19 protein-coding genes and 1 tRNA gene are annotated in these 18,520 nt (G+C 63.7%); 14 read left to right on the top strand and 6 right to left on the bottom strand.

Annotated features, from left to right (window positions below; all coding sequences use genetic code 11):
- Positions 1-556: 556 nt before the first annotated feature.
- The 5 genes from dusA to ACFOLG_RS01155 all read left to right on the top strand — a co-directional run bounded on the left by dusA (position 557) and on the right by ACFOLG_RS01155 (position 4,740).
- A complete protein-coding gene (gene dusA / locus ACFOLG_RS01175; RefSeq protein ID WP_386087535.1) occupies positions 557-1,504 on the top strand; it encodes a tRNA dihydrouridine(20/20a) synthase DusA in 948 nt (315 codons plus the stop codon).
- Positions 1,505-1,735: 231 nt separating this feature from the next.
- Positions 1,736-2,332 (top strand): RdgB/HAM1 family non-canonical purine NTP pyrophosphatase, encoded by a 597-nt coding sequence (rdgB, locus tag ACFOLG_RS01170; protein ID WP_386087533.1) that lies wholly within the window; start codon positions 1,736-1,738, stop codon positions 2,330-2,332.
- A complete protein-coding gene (hemW, locus tag ACFOLG_RS01165) occupies positions 2,329-3,576 on the top strand; it encodes a radical SAM family heme chaperone HemW (protein WP_386087532.1) in 1,248 nt (415 codons plus the stop codon). The genes rdgB and hemW overlap by 4 nt, the downstream gene beginning before the upstream one ends.
- Positions 3,577-3,963 (top strand): RidA family protein, encoded by a 387-nt coding sequence (locus tag ACFOLG_RS01160; RefSeq protein ID WP_386087530.1) that lies wholly within the window; start codon positions 3,577-3,579, stop codon positions 3,961-3,963. It abuts the gene before it with no gap.
- Between the two features lie 138 nt (positions 3,964-4,101).
- Positions 4,102-4,740, top strand: a complete 639-nt coding sequence (locus tag ACFOLG_RS01155; protein ID WP_386087528.1) for a LysE family translocator — start codon at positions 4,102-4,104, stop codon at positions 4,738-4,740.
- A 64-nt stretch (positions 4,741-4,804) separates the two neighbouring features.
- Here the strand turns inward: ACFOLG_RS01155 and sstT are convergent, their stop codons facing one another.
- Positions 4,805-6,055, bottom strand: a complete 1,251-nt coding sequence (sstT, locus tag ACFOLG_RS01150) for a serine/threonine transporter SstT (protein WP_386087526.1) — start codon at positions 6,053-6,055, stop codon at positions 4,805-4,807.
- Positions 6,056-6,353: 298 nt separating this feature from the next.
- Here sstT and ACFOLG_RS01145 point away from each other — a divergent pair, with 298 nt between their 5' ends.
- The 4 genes from ACFOLG_RS01145 (at position 6,354) to recG (ending at position 10,733) form a co-directional block, all read left to right on the top strand.
- Positions 6,354-7,199 (top strand): PhzF family phenazine biosynthesis protein, encoded by an 846-nt coding sequence (locus ACFOLG_RS01145; RefSeq protein WP_386087524.1) that lies wholly within the window; start codon positions 6,354-6,356, stop codon positions 7,197-7,199.
- A gap of 65 nt (positions 7,200-7,264) precedes the next feature.
- Positions 7,265-8,038 carry a metallophosphoesterase family protein gene (locus ACFOLG_RS01140; RefSeq protein WP_386087522.1) on the top strand — a complete coding sequence of 258 codons (774 nt, stop codon included), beginning with the start codon at positions 7,265-7,267 and terminating at the stop codon, positions 8,036-8,038.
- 96 nt (positions 8,039-8,134) lie between these two features.
- Positions 8,135-8,566 carry a DUF2147 domain-containing protein gene (locus tag ACFOLG_RS01135; protein WP_386087520.1) on the top strand — a complete coding sequence of 144 codons (432 nt, stop codon included), beginning with the start codon at positions 8,135-8,137 and terminating at the stop codon, positions 8,564-8,566.
- A gap of 118 nt (positions 8,567-8,684) precedes the next feature.
- Entirely contained in the window at positions 8,685-10,733 is a 2,049-nt protein-coding gene (gene recG / locus ACFOLG_RS01130) for an ATP-dependent DNA helicase RecG (RefSeq protein WP_386087518.1), read from the top strand.
- A gap of 80 nt (positions 10,734-10,813) precedes the next feature.
- On the opposite strand, the gene ACFOLG_RS01125 is transcribed toward recG, so the two are convergent.
- The 5 genes from ACFOLG_RS01125 to pstS form a co-directional block, all read right to left on the bottom strand.
- A complete protein-coding gene (locus tag ACFOLG_RS01125; protein WP_386087517.1) occupies positions 10,814-12,262 on the bottom strand; it encodes an inorganic phosphate transporter in 1,449 nt (482 codons plus the stop codon).
- 220 nt (positions 12,263-12,482) lie between these two features.
- Positions 12,483-13,247 carry a phosphate ABC transporter ATP-binding protein PstB gene (gene pstB / locus ACFOLG_RS01120; protein ID WP_386087515.1) on the bottom strand — a complete coding sequence of 255 codons (765 nt, stop codon included), beginning with the start codon at positions 13,245-13,247 and terminating at the stop codon, positions 12,483-12,485.
- 13 nt (positions 13,248-13,260) lie between these two features.
- A complete protein-coding gene (gene pstA / locus ACFOLG_RS01115; RefSeq protein WP_386087543.1) occupies positions 13,261-14,124 on the bottom strand; it encodes a phosphate ABC transporter permease PstA in 864 nt (287 codons plus the stop codon).
- Positions 14,125-14,175: 51 nt separating this feature from the next.
- Positions 14,176-15,138: a phosphate ABC transporter permease subunit PstC gene (gene pstC / locus ACFOLG_RS01110; protein WP_386087513.1), complete on the bottom strand. Its 963-nt coding sequence runs from the start codon at positions 15,136-15,138 to the stop codon at positions 14,176-14,178.
- A 79-nt stretch (positions 15,139-15,217) separates the two neighbouring features.
- Positions 15,218-16,255 (bottom strand): phosphate ABC transporter substrate-binding protein PstS, encoded by a 1,038-nt coding sequence (gene pstS / locus ACFOLG_RS01105; protein WP_386087511.1) that lies wholly within the window; start codon positions 16,253-16,255, stop codon positions 15,218-15,220.
- Between the two features lie 150 nt (positions 16,256-16,405).
- On the opposite strand from pstS, the gene tpiA reads away from it, so the two are divergent.
- From tpiA to ACFOLG_RS01080, 5 genes are all read left to right on the top strand, one after another.
- Entirely contained in the window at positions 16,406-17,152 is a 747-nt protein-coding gene (gene tpiA, locus ACFOLG_RS01100; RefSeq protein ID WP_386087509.1) for a triose-phosphate isomerase, read from the top strand.
- 1 nt (position 17,153) lies between these two features.
- Positions 17,154-17,498 (top strand): preprotein translocase subunit SecG, encoded by a 345-nt coding sequence (gene secG / locus ACFOLG_RS01095; RefSeq protein WP_349588516.1) that lies wholly within the window; start codon positions 17,154-17,156, stop codon positions 17,496-17,498.
- A 14-nt stretch (positions 17,499-17,512) separates the two neighbouring features.
- Positions 17,513-17,598, top strand: a tRNA-Leu gene (locus tag ACFOLG_RS01090).
- Between the two features lie 94 nt (positions 17,599-17,692).
- A complete protein-coding gene (locus tag ACFOLG_RS01085; RefSeq protein WP_349588513.1) occupies positions 17,693-18,049 on the top strand; it encodes an NADH-quinone oxidoreductase subunit A in 357 nt (118 codons plus the stop codon).
- Positions 18,040-18,516, top strand: coding sequence for a NuoB/complex I 20 kDa subunit family protein (locus ACFOLG_RS01080; protein ID WP_047966924.1), 477 nt, complete (start codon positions 18,040-18,042; stop codon positions 18,514-18,516). Before ACFOLG_RS01085 ends, ACFOLG_RS01080 begins: the two co-directional genes overlap by 10 nt.
- Positions 18,517-18,520: the final 4 nt, after the last annotated feature.

Raw genomic sequence — 18,520 nt, 5'->3', positions numbered from 1 at the left:
CTCGCCCCAGCGCTGGCCGTCACCCAACTGCAGGGTGAGCAGGCGCTGGTCCTGGTTGAAGGCGGAGGCGAAGCTGGCGAGCGGGTCGGGAAGAGGCATACGGGCACGCGATGGCTGGTGATGACAACCGGTTATTATATGTCTTTTGATTTTTTATGTCGATTGCATTGGCGCCGTGCGGACACAGGGTCTTGATGATTGTTGGTCGATATGAAATGGCGTCTATGGGAGGGGCGTGGCTACGGGGAAGGTCCGAGTCGGGGCATGGTAGGGCTGATATTGGGAGGCTATTGCGGAATATCTCGCCGTAGGCCGAGAGGGGTTTCTCTCTTGACCTCTGTATGCTTGGGGCGGGATAATCGTAATATTTTTCAATTGCTTAGCTAGTCTGCTTGCTGCTGTGCGCGGGTAATGCGTCGTGTAGCACCGGCAAGGCGCAAATAGGCAAGAATCAGTTTGAATGAACAGAAACGAAACCCCCGCTAACGGAGCAGATCGCTCCGCTCCTCTCTCGAACAGCGCCAAACTCCCTGGCAGACGCCTGTCCGTGGCCCCGATGCTGGACTGGACCGACCGCCACTACCGCTACTTCGCGCGCCTGATCACCCGCCACAGCTGGCTGTACACCGAGATGGTGACTACCGGCGCACTGTTGCACGGCGACGTTGGCCGCCATCTGCGCTACCACGAGGCGGAGCATCCGATTGCGCTGCAGCTGGGCGGCAGCGAGCCGGCGGAGCTGGCGCAGTGCGCGCGCCTGGCGCAGCAGTGGGGCTATGACGAGGTGAATCTGAATGTGGGTTGCCCGTCGGAGCGGGTGCAGAAGGGCGCGTTCGGCGCCTGCCTGATGGCCGAGCCGCAGCTGGTGGCCGACTGCGTGAAGGCGATGCGCGATGTGGTGGATATCGACGTGACGGTGAAGCACCGCATCGGCATCGATCACATCGACAGCTACGACTATATGCGCGAATTCGTCGACACTGTGGCCGAGGCCGGCTGCCGTACCTTCATCGTGCATGCGCGCAACGCCATCCTGAAGGGCCTGAGTCCGAAGGAAAACCGCGAGATTCCGCCGCTGAAGTACGACTACGTTTATCGGCTGAAGCAGGAACGGCCGGAGCTGGAGATCATCATCAACGGCGGCATCAAGAACAATGCCGAGATCGCCGGCCACCTGCAGCACGTGGATGGCGTGATGGTTGGCCGCGAGGCGTATCACAACCCCTACCTGATGGCAGGCTGGGATGCCGACTTCTATGGCGATGCCAGCCCGGTGCTCTCGCGCGGCAAGGTGGTGGAGGCGCTGCTGCCCTACGTGGCCGAGCGCTTGCAGGATGGCAGCAGCGTGCGCCACATCGCGCGCCACGTGCTGGGGCTGTTCCATGGCGAGCCGGGCGGCCGCCAGTGGCGGCGCCTGCTGTCCGACGCCAAAGAGCTGAAGGACGCCGACGAGAGCCTGTTCATCCGCGCGCTGCTGGCCACTCAGGGCCAGCCGGTGTGCTGATTGAGCACTTCGAAAAACGCCCGCTTTCGTTGCGATACTGCGTTACTCACGATTGTTCCTGCTTGCATATCAAGCATATGCGCGTCGGTAGTTTCATTCGCGCCTTGTCTCGCTTGGAAACCGGGGCTTTTCGAGCTACCCATTTGTTAACATGATGCCTTTCCCGCCCGGTATGTCCGGGCGTTTTCACTGCCGGGGCGCCCGAAGGCGGCCGGCGGGCTTGGAGCAAGCATGATCGAAAAACTGGTGCTGGCCAGCAATAACGCCGGCAAGTTGAAGGAGTTCTCGGCGCTGCTGGCGCCGCTGGGCGTGCAGGTGATTCCGCAGGGGCAGTTGAATGTGCCGGAGTGCCCGGAGCCGCACGCCACCTTCCTAGAAAACGCGTTGGAGAAGGCGCGCCATGCCTGCCGCGTTACCGGCCTGCCGGCGCTGGCCGATGATTCCGGCATCTGCGTGGCAGCGCTGGGCGGCAAGCCCGGCGTGCTGTCGGCGCGCTATGCCGGCGAGCCGAAATCGGATGCGCGCAATAATGCGCAGCTGATCACCGACCTGCAGGGCCAGGCCAATCGTCGCGCCTACTACTACTGTGTGCTGGTGCTGCTGCGCCATGCCGACGACCCGCAGCCGCTGGTGGCGGACGGCGCCTGGTATGGCGAGGTGGTGGACAGCCCGTCCGGCAACGGCGGCTTCGGCTACGACCCGCACTTCTGGCTGGCGGAACACGGCTGCACCGTGGCCGATCTGCCGGCCGGGGTGAAGAACGGTATCAGCCACCGCGGCCAGGCGATGCAGGCGCTGCTGGCCAAATTGCAGGCGCAGCTGGCATGAGCGTGATCGATCTGTCGGCGCTGAAAGGCGGTTTACGCGAGTTGCCGCCGCTGTCGCTGTACATCCATTTCCCGTGGTGCGTGAAGAAGTGCCCGTACTGCGACTTCAACTCGCATGAATTCCGCGCCGGCAGCATCCCGATTGCCAATGCGGCCAACGTTGGCCGCAGCCGGGTGGGCGAGGGTTTCGACGAGATGGCCTATGTCGAGGCGCTGCTGCGCGACTTCGAATACAGCCTGCCATCGATCTGGGGCCGGGCGATCAGCACCATCTTCATGGGCGGCGGCACGCCCAGCCTGTTCAGCCCGCAGGCGATGGATGCGCTGCTGGCCGGCATCCGCGCCCGCGTGCGGCTGCAGCCGGATGCCGAGATCACCATGGAGGCCAACCCCGGCACTTTCGAGCTGGAGCGCTTCCGCGGCTACCGCGATGCCGGCATCAACCGGCTGTCCATTGGCATCCAGAGCTTCAACCCGCGCCACCTGCAGGCGCTGGGCCGCATCCACGACGACGCCGAGGCGCGCCGCGCGGTGGAAACCGCGCTGACGCACTTCGACAACGTCAACCTCGACCTGATGTACGCGCTGCCGCAGCAGACGCTGGCCGAGGCGCTGGCGGATATCGACACCGCGCTGTCGTATGGCGTCAGCCATGTTTCCGCCTACCACCTCACCATCGAGCCCAACACCCTGTTCGCGGTGCAGCTGCCGCAGAACCTGCCGGACGACGAGCTGTCCGCCGACATGCAGGAGGCGATCGAGGCGCGGCTGGAAGGCGCCGGTTTCGTGCACTACGAAACTTCCGCCTTTGCACAGCCGGGGCGCTTTGCCCGCCACAACGTGAACTACTGGCAGTTTGGCGACTATGTCGGCATCGGTGCCGGCGCGCACGGCAAGATCAGCTCGCACCAGGGCATCGAGCGCCAGATGCGCTACAAGCAGCCGGCCGCCTATCTGCAGGCGGTGGCGGACGGCAAGCCGGTGCAGAGCAGCCACAAGGTTGGCCGCAAGGATCTGCCGTTCGAATTCATGATGAATCTGCTGCGCCTCACCGGTGGCTTCGAGCTGCGACTGTTCAGCGAGCGCACCGGTTTGCCGGTATCCTGTATCCAATCGCAATTGCAGCAAGCGCGGGCAGAAGGGTTGATCGAACAGGATCCCACCCATCTGCGGCCAACCCTGAAGGGCCAGCGCTTCCTGAATGACCTGTTAACCCTGTTCCTGCACGAAGAAGGAGAAAACTGAATGGCTAAAGAGATCATCCACACCGACAAGGCCCCGGCAGCAATCGGCGCTTACTCCCAGGCAGTGAAAGCCGGCGATACCGTGTACCTGTCCGGCCAGATTCCGCTGGACCCGGCCACCATGACCGTGGTGGAAGGCGGTTTCGCCGCTGAGGCGCACCAGGTGTTCAAGAACCTGAAAGCCGTGTGCGAGGCAGCCGGCGGCAGCCTGGACCAGATCGTGAAGCTGAATGCCTTCCTGACCGACCTGTCCAACTTCGCCACTTTCAACGAAGTGATGAGCCAGTACATGAGCCAGCCGTACCCGGCGCGCGCCGCCATCGGCGTGGCCAGCCTGCCGAAAGGCGTGCAGGTGGAAGCCGACGCGGTAATGGTGCTGGGTTCCTGATCGCACGATCTACCCGGTAGTGAAAAGCGGCCTGCGGGCCGCTTTTTTCATGCCTGCGCGGCAGAACAGCCTGTTCCGCCGCGGCGGTACTGCGCCGTGGCGCGATGGCAGTACACTGCTGCGGTCAACCGGAGAAACATGATGATTGCCCAATCCACGCTGCTGCTGTTCCTGATGACCGTGCTGATGCTGTTCCTGTCGCCGGGGCCGAACATGGCCTTCCTGCTGTCGCACAGCGCCGCCATGGGGCCGCGCGGCGGCTATGCGGTGGCACTGGGCATCGCACTGGCCGACGTGGTGCTGACCGTGCTCACCGCCAGCGGCATCACCGCCATGTTGGCCGCATGGCCGCCGATGTTCGACCTGCTGCGCCTCGCCGGTGCGCTATACCTGGGCTGGCTGGCGTGGCAGGCATGGCAGAGCGGCGGCATGGCGGCGCTGACGCAGGCGCCGCGGCGCAGCTACCGCCAGGTGGTGCGCATGGCGATGTTCAACAGCCTGCTCAACCCCAAGGCGCTGCTGTTCTTCATGGTGTTCCTGCCGCAGTTCGTCGAGACTGCGCGTGGCGATGTGGTGCAGCAGGTCTTGCTGCTGGGGGTGGTGCTGTCGCTGGTGGGGCTGTTGTTCAATATCGTGCTGGCGCACGGCAGCGGCGTGATCGGGCGCCGGCTGGCGGCGGCACCGCAGTTCGCTCGCTGGCAGGGGCGCACGCTGGCGCTGGTGCTGGCGGCGCTGGCGTTGCGGCTGCTATTGCTGCAGCGGCCGACGGCGCAGTAAGCGCCGCACAAAAAAAGGCACCCCGCGGGGTGCCTTTTTTGCTGGCCGGGATGGCCGCGGAATATCAGATTTCGTTGCTGGCCAGCTGCGGCGCGCGGTCGGCCATGTCGCCGGCGGCCATGCAGGCGGCGGCGGTGAACAGCACGTCGGTGGAGCTGTTCAGCGCGGTTTCGGCGGAATCCTGTACCACGCCGATGATGAAGCCGACGGCGACCACCTGCATCGCCACGTCGCTGCCGATGCCGAACAGGCTGCAGGCCATCGGGATCAGCAGCAGCGAGCCGCCGGCCACGCCGGACGCGCCGCAGGCGGCGATGGTGGACACCACCGACAGCAGCAGCGCGGTGGGCAGATCCACGGCGATGCCGAGAGTGTGCACCGCGGCCAGGCTCAGCACCGAGATGGTGATGGCGGCGCCGGCCATATTGATGGTGGCGCCCAGCGGAATCGATACCGAGTAGGTGTCCTCGTTCAGGCCCAGCTTGCGGCACAGGTTCATGTTCACCGGGATGTTGGCCGCCGAGCTGCGGGTGAAGAAGGCGGTGATGCCGCTTTCACGCAGGCAGGTGAATACCAGCGGGAACGGGTTGCGGCGCAGGGTCAGCGCCACGATCAGCGGGTTGACCACCAGTGCGATGAACAGCATGGCGCCCACCAGCACCAGCAGCAGCTGGCTGTAGCCCAGCAGCGCGGACAGGCCGGTGCTGGCCACCGATTCGGCCACTAGGCCGAACACGCCTACCGGAGCAAAGCGGATGATGACGCCGACGATGCGCGATACGCCGTCGGCCAGCTCGTTCAGCAGGGTTTTGGTGCTGTCGCTGGCGTGGTGCAGGGCCATGCCCAGCGCCACGGCCCAGGTCAGGATGCCGATGTAGTTGCCGGTAGCGATGGCATTGATCGGGTTATCCACGATCTGGAATACCAGGTTGTTCAGCACCTGGCCAATGCCACTGGGCGGCGTGGTGCTGCCGGCGGCGGCAACCAGTTTCAGGGTAATCGGGAAGGCAAAGCTGGCCAGCACGCCGGTGACGGCGGCCAGGAAAGTGCCCAGCAGATACAGCGTCAGTACCGGACGCATATTGGTCTGTACACCTTGTTTCTTGCTGGCAATGGCGCTGGCCACCAGCACGAACACCAGTACCGGTGCCACGGCTTTCAGGCCTTTGACGAACAGGCTGCCCAGAAAGGTCAGCGACTTCGCGGTGTCAGGAGAGAAACTGGCCACGGCGATGCCGGCCAGCATGCCGATCACGATCTGCAGCACGATGCTGCCGCTCATGAGCTTGCTGAGGAGAGTTGGGTTTTGCTGCATTTCGGGTCCACGTAGCTGTCGTTATTGGTCTGCTGCCACGCGGGGCGCGCGGCAGGCCGGGCTTGCGGCCAACCCCGGGATGGTCGCTACGGCGACGAGGCGCCATCGGACAGGCGCAGCCGGCAAGCACGGCGGGAAAATTGTAACGCAATATTATTGCGTACAGTATCCAGTATGCTGCCGTGGCGACGGTCGCCGTGGCTGGCGGCCGCAAAACAAACTGTTTGCCGCTGGCCACTGTTCGCCGTGCCAATGGCATGGCCTAATCGGGGCTGACCATCGCCCGCCGGAGAGCCGCATGCCCACGCCTTATCGTTACCAGATCGTCAATGTGTTCGCCGAAAGCCGCTTCGGCGGCAACCCGCTGGCGGTATTTACCGCTGCGCAAGGGCTGTCCGACGACGACATGCAGCTGATCGCGTGCCAGTTCAACCTGTCGGAAACCGTATTCCTGCTGCCGGGCGATGCCGAGGCGGCCGCCAGCCTGCGCATCTTCACCCCCAGCTACGAACTGCCATTCGCCGGCCACCCCACCATCGGCAGCGCCGCGGTGCTGCATGCGCTGCAGGGGCTGGGCGACAGTTTCAGCCTGCGTACCAAGGCCGGGCTGATTCCGATCCGGCACCAGGACGGCGTGTTCCGCCTCACCGCGGTGCCGGCCACGCAGCGTGCGGCCAACCTTGCCGCCGCCGATGTCGCGGCGATGCTGGGCCTCGCCGCTGCCGACATCGCCGCGGCACCGGTGTGGGTGAACGCCGGCAGCGAGCAGCTGCTGCTTCGCCTCGCCAGCCGCGAGGCGGTGCTGGCGGCGCGGCCGCAGCACGAGCTGTTTGTGCGCCACGCCACGCTGCACCCGGGGCGCAGCGTCGCCTACCTGTGGCATGAGGAGGGCAATGTCGCCACCGTGCGGCTGTTCTTCGAGCAGCAGGGCGCGGTGATCGAGGATCCGGGCACCGGCAGCGCCTGCGCCAACCTCGGCGGCTGGTGCGCGCTGAACGGCCTGGCGCCGCTGTCGTGGCGCATCGAGCAGGGCGAGGTGATCCAGCGTCCCAATGTGCTGTATCTGGACGTGGCCGCCGACGGCACGGTACAGGTGGGCGGCAAGGTGCAGACGCTGGGCGACGGCCAGTTCAGCTTGCCGTAGCGGTGGGCAGTTGCCACTATCAAGGCGGCCATATGGCCGCCATTTTCATTGCCAGGAGCCTGCCCATGCTGCCCGATCGTTTTGCGGTGCTGTCCGACATCCACGGCAACCTGCCGGCGCTGCAGGCGGTGCTGGCCGACATGCACGGCCGCGGCGTCAGCCATGCGGTGAACCTGGGCGACATCCTGTCCGGCCCGCTGTGGCCGGCAGAAACTGCCGACCTCCTGATGGGGTTGAACCTGCCCACCATCGCCGGCAACCACGAGCGCCAGTTGCTGGCCTGCCAGCAGCAGCCCGGCGGGCCGGCCGACCAGTACGCCTACGCGCAGACCTCGCCGCTGCAGCGCGCCTGGCTGGCCGCGCTGCCCGGCGCGCTGCGGCTGGGCGACGTGCAGCTCACCCACGGCACGCCGCAGACCGATCTGCAGTACCTGCTGGACGACATCGTGGCGGCCAACCTGGTGCCGGCCAGCCTGGATACCGTGGCGCAGCGGCTCGGTTCTACCACCGCCACGCTGGTGTTGTGCGGCCACAGCCACATGCCGCGCATCCTGCAGCTGCCGGGCGGGCCGCTGGTGCTCAACCCCGGCAGCGTCGGCCTGCCGGCCTACGACGATAGCGACGGCGGCTACCATCGAGCGCAGACCGGCGCGCCGCACGCCAGTTACGCCATCGCCGAGCGGGTGGCCGGCGGCTGGCAGGTACAGCTGTTGCGCATTGCCTACGACTGGCACGCCGCCGCGGCGCAGGCGGCGCGCAATGGCCGCGCGGATTGGGCGGCCTGGCTGCAAAGCGGCATGGTGACGGCGACAACCGTTGACGCTGCCGCAAGTGGCTGATAATTTTGCGCATTACGGCTAGAGCCGTAGCACCAAACTGGCGTTTGAAAAGGCATGAGGGGTGCCCGCGCCACACACAATACGAGGGAGATACACATGAAAGCACTGGCAAAACTGGCTGCTGTTTCCGCGCTGGCGCTGGCGGCACAGGCTGCGCTGGCCGTGGGCGCCGGCGGTACCTGGAAAACCATCGACGACGAAACCCATCAGCCCAAGTCGCTGGTGGAAATCAGCGAAGCCGCCAACGGCGAGCTGAGCGGCAAGGTGGTGAAACTGTTTAACAACCCGGATGCGGTGTGCGACAAGTGTGACGGCGCGCTGAAGGGCAAGCCCATCGTCGGGCTGACCATCATGACCGGCCTGAAGAAGGACGGCGACGCCTGGGAAAACGGCAAGATCCTCGACCCGAAATCCGGCAAGGTATACAGCGCCAAGGCCAAGCTGGTGGAGGGCGGCAAGAAGCTGGAAGTGCGCGGCTTCCTCGGCATTTCGCTGCTGGGCCGCACCCAGGTGTGGGAACGCCAGTAATACCGGTTACAGGTTGGCCGCGGCCAACCTTTGCTCGCCAACGGGACGGCCAGCCGTCCCGTTTGCTTTGGCTTGCCGCCACGGCAACAGCCGCCGGTTCTTGGGTACAATCGCGGACATGAACCATCCCGTCGACATCGCCAGCCAGCCGCCCGCGGCGCCGGCCGCCACCGCCAAGAAACTGGACAAGCTGGGCATCCGCCGCCGCTTCGACCTGGTGCTGCACCTGCCGCTGCGTTACGAGGACGAGACCCATCTCTACCCGATCGCCCAGGCGCCGTATGGTCAGGCGGTGCTGGTGGAAGGCGAGGTGACAAAGTGCGAGGTACAGTTCCGCCCGCGTCGCCAGCTGGTGGCGCAGATCGAGGACAAGTCCGGCAAGCTGGTGCTGCGCTTCATCCATTTCTACCCCAATACTCAGCAGGCGCTGGCCGTCGGTAGTCGCGTACGCGCACTGGGCGAGATCCGCCGTGGCTTCTTCGGTGACGAGATGGTGCACCCCAAGCTGCGCGCGGTGCGCGAGGGCGAAGCGCTGGCCGACAGCCTCACCCCGGTGTACCCGACGGTGAACGGCCTGACCCAGCCGGTGCTGCGCCGGCTGATCCACGCCGAACTCAAGGCGTTGCCGTTGGCGGAAACGCTGCCGGACGAGCTGCGTCGCAGCCTGGGGCTGATGCCGTTTGCCGATGCGGTGCAGTTGCTGCACCACCCCGGGCCGGAGTATTCCGCCACCCAGCTCACCGACGGCAACCTGCCGGCCTGGCAGCGGCTGAAGTTCGATGAGCTGCTGGCGCAGCAGCTGTCGATGCGGCTGGCCTACCGCGCGCGGCGCGAAGGCACCGCGCCGGTGATCAGCGGTGATGGCAGCCTGCGCAGCCGGCTTGCGGCCAACCTTCCTTTCGCGCTGACCGGTGCGCAGCAGAAAGTCTTGGCCGAGATCACCGCCGACCTGGCGCTGCCGCATCCGATGAACCGCCTGCTGCAGGGCGACGTGGGTAGCGGTAAGACCATCGTGGCGGCGATGAGCGCACTGGCGGCGATCGAGGCCGGCTTCCAGGTGGCGCTGATGGCGCCCACCGAGATCCTGGCCGAGCAGCACTACCTCAAGCTGTCCGCCTGGTTGGCGCCGCTGGGCATCTCGGTGGCCTGGCTATCCGGCAGCCTGCGCAAGAAGGCGCGTGGCGAGATGGCGGCCAGCATCGCCAGCGGCGAGGCACGGCTGGCGGTGGGCACCCACGCGCTGTTCCAGGACGATGTGAGCTTCGAGCGGCTGGGGCTGGTGATCGTCGACGAGCAGCACCGCTTCGGCGTTGGTCAGCGGCTGGCGCTACAGCAGAAGGGCGCCGAGCCGCACCAGCTGATGATGTCGGCGACGCCGATTCCGCGCACGCTGGCGATGAGCTTCTATGCCGACCTGGATGTGTCGGTGATCGACGAGCTGCCGCCGGGACGCACGCCCATCGTTACCAAGCTGATCAGCGCCGAGCGCCGCGACGCGGTGGTGAGCTATGTCAACAAGACCTGCGGCGAAGGCAACCAGGTGTACTGGGTGTGCCCGCTGATCGAGGAATCTGAGGCGCTGCAGCTGCAGACCGCGGTGGATACCCATGTGGTGCTGCAGCAGGACCTGCCGCAGTGGCGCATCGGCCTGGTGCACGGCCGCATGAAGGCGGCGGAGAAGGCGGCGGTGATGGCGCAGTTCGCCGCCGGCGAGCTGCACCTGCTGGTGGCGACCACGGTGATCGAGGTCGGCGTCGACGTGCCCAATGCCAGCCTGATGGTGATCGAGCACGCCGAACGCATGGGGCTGGCGCAGCTGCACCAGCTGCGCGGCCGGGTAGGGCGCGGCGCCGCCAAGTCCACCTGCGTGCTGCTGTTTGAAACGCCGCTGTCGGAGCTGGCCAAGGCGCGGCTGAAGGTGATCTACGAGAATACCGACGGCTTCGAGATCGCGCGCCAGGACCTGAACATCCGCGGCCCCGGCGAGTTTCTCGGCGCGCGGCAGAGCGGCCTGCCGATGCTGCGCTTTGCCGACCTGGAGGCTGACATCGAGCTGCTGGAGGCTGCCCGCCAGCTGGCGCCGCAGCTGCTGCAACGTTGGCCGCAGCATGCGCACGCGCACCTGGTGCGCTGGCTGGCCGGTCGCGAGCACTTCCTCAAGGCTTGAAGCCTGGCCGCATGCGGCCAACCTTCGGGCATGAAAAAAGGGCTGCCAGCGGGCAGCCCTTTAGCATTGCGCGGTGGCGCTTATACGAACAGTTTCACCCCGGCGTAGTACATGCCGATGGCCAGGCCCATGCTCACCGGCAGGGTCAGCACCCAGGTCAGCGCGATGGTCTTCACGGTGGAGAAGTGGATGCCGGCGCGGTTCACCAGCATGGTGCCGGCCACGGCGCTGGACAGGATCTGGGTGGTGGACACCGGCGCGCCGATCAGGCTGGCCAGGCCGATGGAGGCCGCCGACATGGTCTGCGCCGCCATGCCCTGCGCGTAGGTCATGTCCTGCTTGCCGATCTTCTCGCCGATGGTGTGCACCACGCGTTTCCAGCCCACCATGGTGCCCATGCCGATGGCCAGCGCCACGGCGACGATCACCCAGGTCGGTGCGTATTCGGTGGTGGCGGCCAGGTCTTTCTGCAGGCCCTTCAGCTGTTTCTGGTCCACGTCGCTGATGCTCGGCACCTTGCTGATCTTCTTGGCGGCGTCGGCCAGGCAGATCAGCTGGGTGCGCACGTCGGCACGGGCGTTTTCCGGCAGTTGCTGCAGGGTCTTGGCATCGCCGATGGCAGACAGCAGTGCGCCGCTCTCGGCCACCACCTTGTTCACTTCGCAGGTGTGGTTGCCGCCGGCCGGGTACTTGGCATCGATGATGTCCTGGTTGCGCTGGTACATTTCCTTCAGCTGTACCGCGGCGATCTTGGTGTGCTCGATCTGCAGCGGCTCGGCGTCCAGGTTCACCACGAACTGTGCCGGGGCCAGCGCGATCAGCACCAGCATCACCATGCCGACACCCTTCTGGCCGTCGTTGGAGCCGTGGGTGAAGCTCATGCCCATCGACGACACGATCAGCATGAAGCGCGCCCAGAACGGCGGGTGCTTGCGGCCTTCGATCTGCTGGCGCTGGAACGGCGACTTGTGGATGTTGCTCAGCGGGCGGATTTTCAGCAGCGCGAACAGCATCAGGCCGGCTAGACCGGCGCCAAAGATCGGCGATACGAACAGCGACAGGAACACGTCGATGGCCTTGCTCCAGTTGATGCCGTTGGCGATGGAGTCGCCGGTGAGCAGCGCGTTGCCGATGCCGACGCCGAGGATGGAGCCGATCAGGGTGTGCGAGCTGGAGGCCGGGATGCCGAAGTACCAGGTGCCCAGGTTCCACACGATGGCGGAGGAGAGCAGCGCGAACACCATCACCATGCCCTGGGTGGACTGGATGTGCAGCAGCATCTCGGTGGGGATCAGGTTCACGATGGCATAGGCTACCGCCAGACCGCCGAAGAACACGCCGAGGAAGTTGAAGAAGCCGGACAGCAGCACGGCGGTCTGCGGCTTCATCGACTGGGTGTAGATGACGGTGGCCACCGCGTTGGCGGTGTCGTGGAAGCCGTTGATGAATTCGAAGGCCAGGACGAAGCCGACGGAGAGGACCAGTACGACGGCAAGAGAAGTATCGAGGCCCGAGAGCAATTCCAGCATGATTTTGGCTGTAGTTATTGGGGAAAGCCGGGATTCTTGGGGCTGCAACATGACACGTCAAGAGCTTGTAATAAACTTTTTGCGGGATGTCGAAAACTTGCGCCATATGCTGGTGTCAGGCTTGACAAAGGGGTATTTGGCGACGTGGTAGGTATTTGATGCAAAACGGAAAAAGCCCTTGCGGCGCAAACCGTAAGGGCTTTGTAATATAACCGTAATATTAGCCGAATTTACCGGTGATGTAGTCTTCGGTCTCTTTGCGCTTGGGCGCGGTGAAGATGTTGTCGGTGTCGCCGAATTCCATCAGCTCGCCCAGGTACATGTAGGCGGTGTAGTCGGACACCCGCGCCGCCTGCTGCATGTTGTGGGTGACGATGGCGATGGTGTAGTCCTCTTTCAGCTCGTGGATCAGCTCTTCGATGTGGCCGGTGGAGATCGGGTCCAGTGCCGAGGTCGGCTCGTCCAGCAGCAATACTTCCGGGCGGGTGGCCACGGCACGGGCGATGCACAGCCGCTGCTGTTGGCCGCCGGACAGCGAGTTGCCGGACTGCTTGAGCTTGTCCTTCACCTCGCCCCACAGCGCCGCCTTGCGCAGCGCCCATTCCACGCGGTCGTCCATTTCGGCGCGCGACAGGTTTTCATACAGCTTCACGCCGAAGGTGATGTTGTCGTAGATCGACATCGGGAACGGGGTGGGCTTCTGGAACACCATGCCCACCTTGGCGCGCAGCATGTTCACGTCCACGCTCTTGGCCAGCAGGTTGCTGCCATCGAACAGGATCTCGCCTTCGGCGCGCATGCCCGGATACAGCTCGAACATGCGGTTCAGGGTGCGCAGCAGGGTGGACTTGCCGCAGCCGGACGGGCCGATGAAGGCGGTGACCTTGCCGGCGGGAATGTCCAGGTTGATGTTCTTCAGCGCGTGGAACTTGCCGTAGTAGAAGTTCAGGTTCTTTACCTGGAGCTTGATATCGTTAGTGGTCATGGGGCGCCAAGCCTTAATGAGATTGCGATTTCTGGCTACCAAGCCAGCGGGCAACGATGTTGAGGGTCAGTACGCTGAAGGTGATCAGGATGGAGCCAGCCCACGCCAGTTGATGCCAGTCTTCGTACGGACTCATGGCGAACTGGAAGATCACGATGGGCAGGTTGGCCATCGGCTGGTTCATATTGCTCCAGAACTGGTTGTTCAACGCGGTGAACAGCAGCGGTGCGGTTTCGCCGGAGATACGTGCCACCGCCAGCAGGATACCGGTGATCACGCCGGACTTGGCGGCACGCAGCGTCACGAACAGGGTGACTTTCCACTGCGGCGCACCCAGCGCGAACGCTGCTTCGCGCAGGCTGCCCGGTACCAGGCGCAGCATGTTCTCGGTGGTGCGTACCACCACCGGGATCACCAGCAGCGCCAGTGCCAGCGAGCCGGCCCAGCCGGAGAAGTGGCCGACCGAGATCACGTACACCTCGTAGATGAACAGGCCGATCACGATGGACGGTGCCGACAGCAGGATGTCGTTGATAAAGCGGGTGGCCGGTGCCAGCCAGCCGCGATCGCCGAATTCGGCCAGGTAGATGCCGGCCATGATGCCGATCGGGGTGCCGATCAGCGTGCCGAAGAAGGTCATCTGCAGCGAGCCGGCAATGGCGTTGGCCAGGCCGCCGGTCGAGCCGGGCGGCGGGGTGATCTTGGTGAACACGTCCAGCGACAGCCCGGACAGGCCGTACTGCAGCAGCGTCCACAGGATCCACAGCAGCCAGAACAGGCCGAAGGCCATGGCCAGGGTGGCGCCCAGCATGTTGAAGTTGTTGATCAGCCGGCGGCGGGCGTAGATCGCACGGCTGCGGTGTGCCTGGCTTGCCATCGGCTTGCTGCTTTTGTCGTTACGGGCAACGGTCATGGTCATGTCGCCTCCTCAGGATGTGCGGCCTTCCTGCTTCTTCAAGCGCAGCAACAGCAGCTTGGAGCAGGCCAGCACGACAAAGGTAATGAAGAACAGGATCAGGCCGAGTTCGATCAGCGATCCCAGGTACAGCTCACCGTTGGCCTCGGCAAATTCGTTGGCCAGGGTGGAAGCAATGGAGTTGCCGGCATCGAACAGGCCGGTGGAGAAGTTGGACGAGTTGCCGATCACGAAGGTGACCGCCATGGTCTCGCCCAGCGCGCGGCCCAGGCCGAGCATGATACCGCCGACCACGCCGGTCTTGGTGTAGGGCAGAACCACGTGGCGCACCACCTCCCAGGTGGTGCCGCCCAGGCCATAGGCCGATTCCTTCAGCATCGGCGGCACCACTTCGAACACGTCGCGCATCACCGAGGCAATGAAGGGGATCACCATGATGGCCAGGATCAGGCCGGCGGTGAACATGCCGATGCCCATCGGCGCGCCCTGGAACAGGAAGCCCACCAGCGGCAGGCTGCCCATATTGTCCAGCACCCACGGCTGCACGTATTCGCCGAACAGCGGGGCAAACACGAACAGCCCCCACATGCCGTAGATGATGGAAGGAATGCCGGCCAGCAGCTCTACCGCGATGCCCAGCGGGCGCTTGAGGAACGGCGGGCACAGTTCGGTCAGGAACAGCGCAATACCAAAGCTGATCGGCACGCCGATCAGCAGTGCAATAACCGAGGTCACCAGCGTGCCGAAGATGGGCACCACGGCGCCGAATTTTTCCGCGACCGGATCCCAGTCGCTGCTGGTCAGGAAGCCCCAGCCAAAATGTTTGATGCTGGGCAGGGCGCCGATCAGCAGGGAAAGCAGGATGCCGAGCAGCAGCGCCAGTACCAGGAAGGCAAAGCTTCGGGTCAGCAGGCGGAACAGGGCGTCAAGCAGCATCTGCCGTTTGAGATGCGCTGCGTTCTGGGTGTTTTCCATGTTGCTCACATTTGCGGTAATGCAGGTAAAAAGCCGGGAGGCGCGCGCCCCCGGCTTATCTGGCAGTCAGGCTGCCGAATTACTTCCAGACCTGCGCGCCGGCAGTGCTGGTGATCTGCTTCCAGCTGCCGCGAATCAGGGTTTTTACGTTGGCCGGCATCGGCACGTAGTCCAGCTGGGTGGCAGTGGCATCACCGTTGCTGTAGGCCCAGTCGAAGAACTTCAGTGCTTCGCTGCCCTGTTCCGGCTTGTCCTGTTTCTTGTGCATCAGGATGAAGGTGGCGCTGGAGATCGGCCAGCTGTCCTTGCCCGGCTGGTTGGTCAGAATCAGGTAGAAGCCCGGAGTCTTGGCCCAGTCGGCGCCGGCGGCGGCAGCCTTGAAGGTGCTGTCGTCCGGCTGTACGAAGGTGCCGGCGGCGTTCTGCACTGCGGCGTGGGCGATCTTGTTCTGCTTGGCGTAGGCGTACTCGACATAGCCGATGGAACCCTTGATGCGGGTTACATAGTTGGCCACGCCTTCGTTACCCTTGCCGCCAACGCCGGTCTTCCAGTTCACCGCGGTGTTGGAGCCGATGCTGCTGCTCCACTCCGGCGAGACCTTGGACAGGTAGTTGGTGAAGATGAAGGTGGTGCCGGAGCCGTCGGAGCGACGTACCACGGTAATTTTCTGGTCCGGCAGCTTCACACCCGGGTTCAGCTTGGCCAGTGCGGCATCGTTCCAGTTGCTGATCTTGCCCAGGTAGATATCGGCCAGCAGCGGGCCGGTCAGCTTCAGCTGGCCTGCGGTGATGCCCGGCAGGTTCACTACCGGCACCACGCCGCCGATGACGGTCGGGAATTGGGTCAGGCCGGCTTTTTCCAGCTCTTCCGGCTTCAGCGGCATGTCGGAGGCGCCGAAATCAACGGTTTTGGACTGGATCTGCTTGATGCCACCGCCGGAGCCGATCGACTGGTAGTTCATGTTGTTGTTGGTCTTGGCCTTGTAGGCCTCGGCCCACTTGGCGTACAGCGGGTAGGGGAAGGTGGCGCCAGCGCCAGTGATATCTGCTGCCACCGCATTGCCAACAACAAAACCGGACATTGCCAGGGTAACGGCCCAACGAGTAGTGAAGTTCATGCTTGCTCCGAAGTTGAAGTACGCGTTTCGACGGTTCGGATGCTAGAGGCTTGGCGTTTCAGAAATATTACAGTTCGTCACAGGCGGCCCCAGTGATGGCCTGCTGCTATAATCGTGCGCTGTAAAAAAGAACAGACATGGAGATGGGCGATGCAAGGCAAGCTGGTGCTGGGCAACTGGAAAATGAATGGCCGTCATGCGGCCAACCTGGCATTGCTGCAGGCAATGCTGGCGGATGAGGACATCAACCGTGCGGGAGTGGGCATTGCCGCGCCCTATCCTTATCTTGCCCAGCTGGGGGCAGTGTTTGCCGGTAGCCAACTGGCGGTGGCGGCGCAGGATGTCAGCCGCTATGCCGCCGACGGCGCATTTACCGGCGAAGTCAGCGCTGCCATGCTGTCCGATATCGGCTGCCGCTACGTGCTGATCGGTCACTCCGAACGTCGCCAGTACTTTGCGGAAGATGATGCCTGCCTGCGTCTGAAGCTGCAGGCCGCGGTAGCCGCCGGCCTGGTGCCGGTGTATTGCGTCGGCGAAACGCTGGAAGAGCGCGAATCCGGGCGTTTTGCCGAGGTGGTCGGCGAGCAGCTCAAGGCGCTGGATGCCATCGCCGGGCAGGGATACGTGGTGGCTTACGAGCCGGTGTGGGCGATCGGTACCGGTCGTGTGGCCAGCATCGAGCAGATTGACGAAGCGCACCAGCTGATTCTGGGGCGCGTGTTGCAATGCCATGGGGCGTCTGCTAGTATTCGCGTCCTCTATGGCGGAAGCGTCAAAGCCGATAACGCCGACGCAATCCTGTCGCTGGCAAGTGTAGGCGGAGCCTTAGTTGGCGGGGCCTCTCTTGAAGTTAAAGGGTTTGGCAAGATTTGTCAGTCGGCTAAAAAGACTTTATAATATGGAACTTCTGAATACTTTTGCACTCGTCGCGCTGATCGTTTCGGCGCTGGCAATTATCGTCCTTGTCCTGATGCAGCATGGCAAGGGTGCAGATATGGGCGCGGCCTTTGGTAGTGGCGCGTCTGGTAGTCTGTTCGGTGCAACTGGTTCCGCAAATTTCCTGAGTAGGGCTACCGCCTTGGCGGCAGTCGTATTCTTTTCGATGTTGATGCTGATCAGTTATTTGCATGTTGCTGCTACTAGCAAGCTTGGCGTGATGGATACGGCAGTCGAAAATGTTGCCCCGCAAATCCCGAGCGGAGCCGCAAAGGATAAAAACTCCGGCAAGGTAATTCCGGAGTAACAATCTAGAGTATTGCCGACATGGTGAAATTGGTAGACACGCTATCTTGAGGGGGTAGTGGCCGTAGGCTGTGTGAGTTCGAGTCTCACTGTCGGCACCACATTCAATAAGCAGGCCACCGGGATTCCGGTGGCCTGTTTTGTTTGGAGTCTAAGGAGGTCTTTGGCCTCCTTTCTTTTAGGGGTGTGCGGGAAATGCTGCAAAATTACTTTCCCATTCTGTTGTTTGTCATCGTCGGCCTGCTGGTCGGGGTAGGTCCGCTGGTTCTGGGGTGGCTTCTGGCGCCCAATCGGCCTGATCCCGAAAAGCTGTCTCCCTACGAATGCGGCTTCGAAGCTTTCGAAGATGCACGGATGAAGTTTGACGTTCGCTACTATCTGATCGCCATTCTGTTCATCCTGTTCGATCTGGAGATCGCCTTTCTGTTCCCATGGGCCGTTGTGTTCAAGGAACTGGGTGTGTATGGCTTCGGCGTCATGCTGGAGTTTCTCACCGTCCTGACGCTTGGCTTCGTATACATGTGGAAAAAAGGAGCTCTGGAATGGGAGTAGAGGGCGTTCTCGAAAAGGGGTTTGTCACCACTACGGCGGACAAGCTCATCAACTGGACCCGCACTGGTTCCCTGTGGCCGATGACTTTCGGCCTCGCCTGCTGTGCCGTCGAAATGATGCACGCAGGCGCAGCGCGTTATGACCTGGACCGCTTCGGCATCGTGTTTCGTCCCAGTCCGCGCCAGTCTGACCTGATGATCGTGGCCGGTACGCTGTGCAACAAGATGGCGCCAGCCCTGCGCAAGGTATACGACCAGATGGCCGAGCCGCGCTGGGTGATCTCCATGGGTTCCTGTGCCAACGGTGGTGGCTACTACCACTATTCCTATTCCGTCGTGCGCGGCTGCGACCGCATCGTGCCGGTGGATGTCTATGTTCCGGGCTGTCCGCCGACTGCCGAGGCGCTGCTGTACGGCATCATCCAGCTGCAGAACAAGATCAAGCGAACCAATACCATCGCCCGTTGAGGTA

It is taken from the genome of Vogesella facilis (assembly GCF_042648525.1).
GTDB lineage: Bacteria > Pseudomonadota > Gammaproteobacteria > Burkholderiales > Chromobacteriaceae > Vogesella > Vogesella facilis.
Note: the sequence above shows the minus strand (reverse complement) of the source record. Positions and strands in the feature narration are given on the sequence as shown.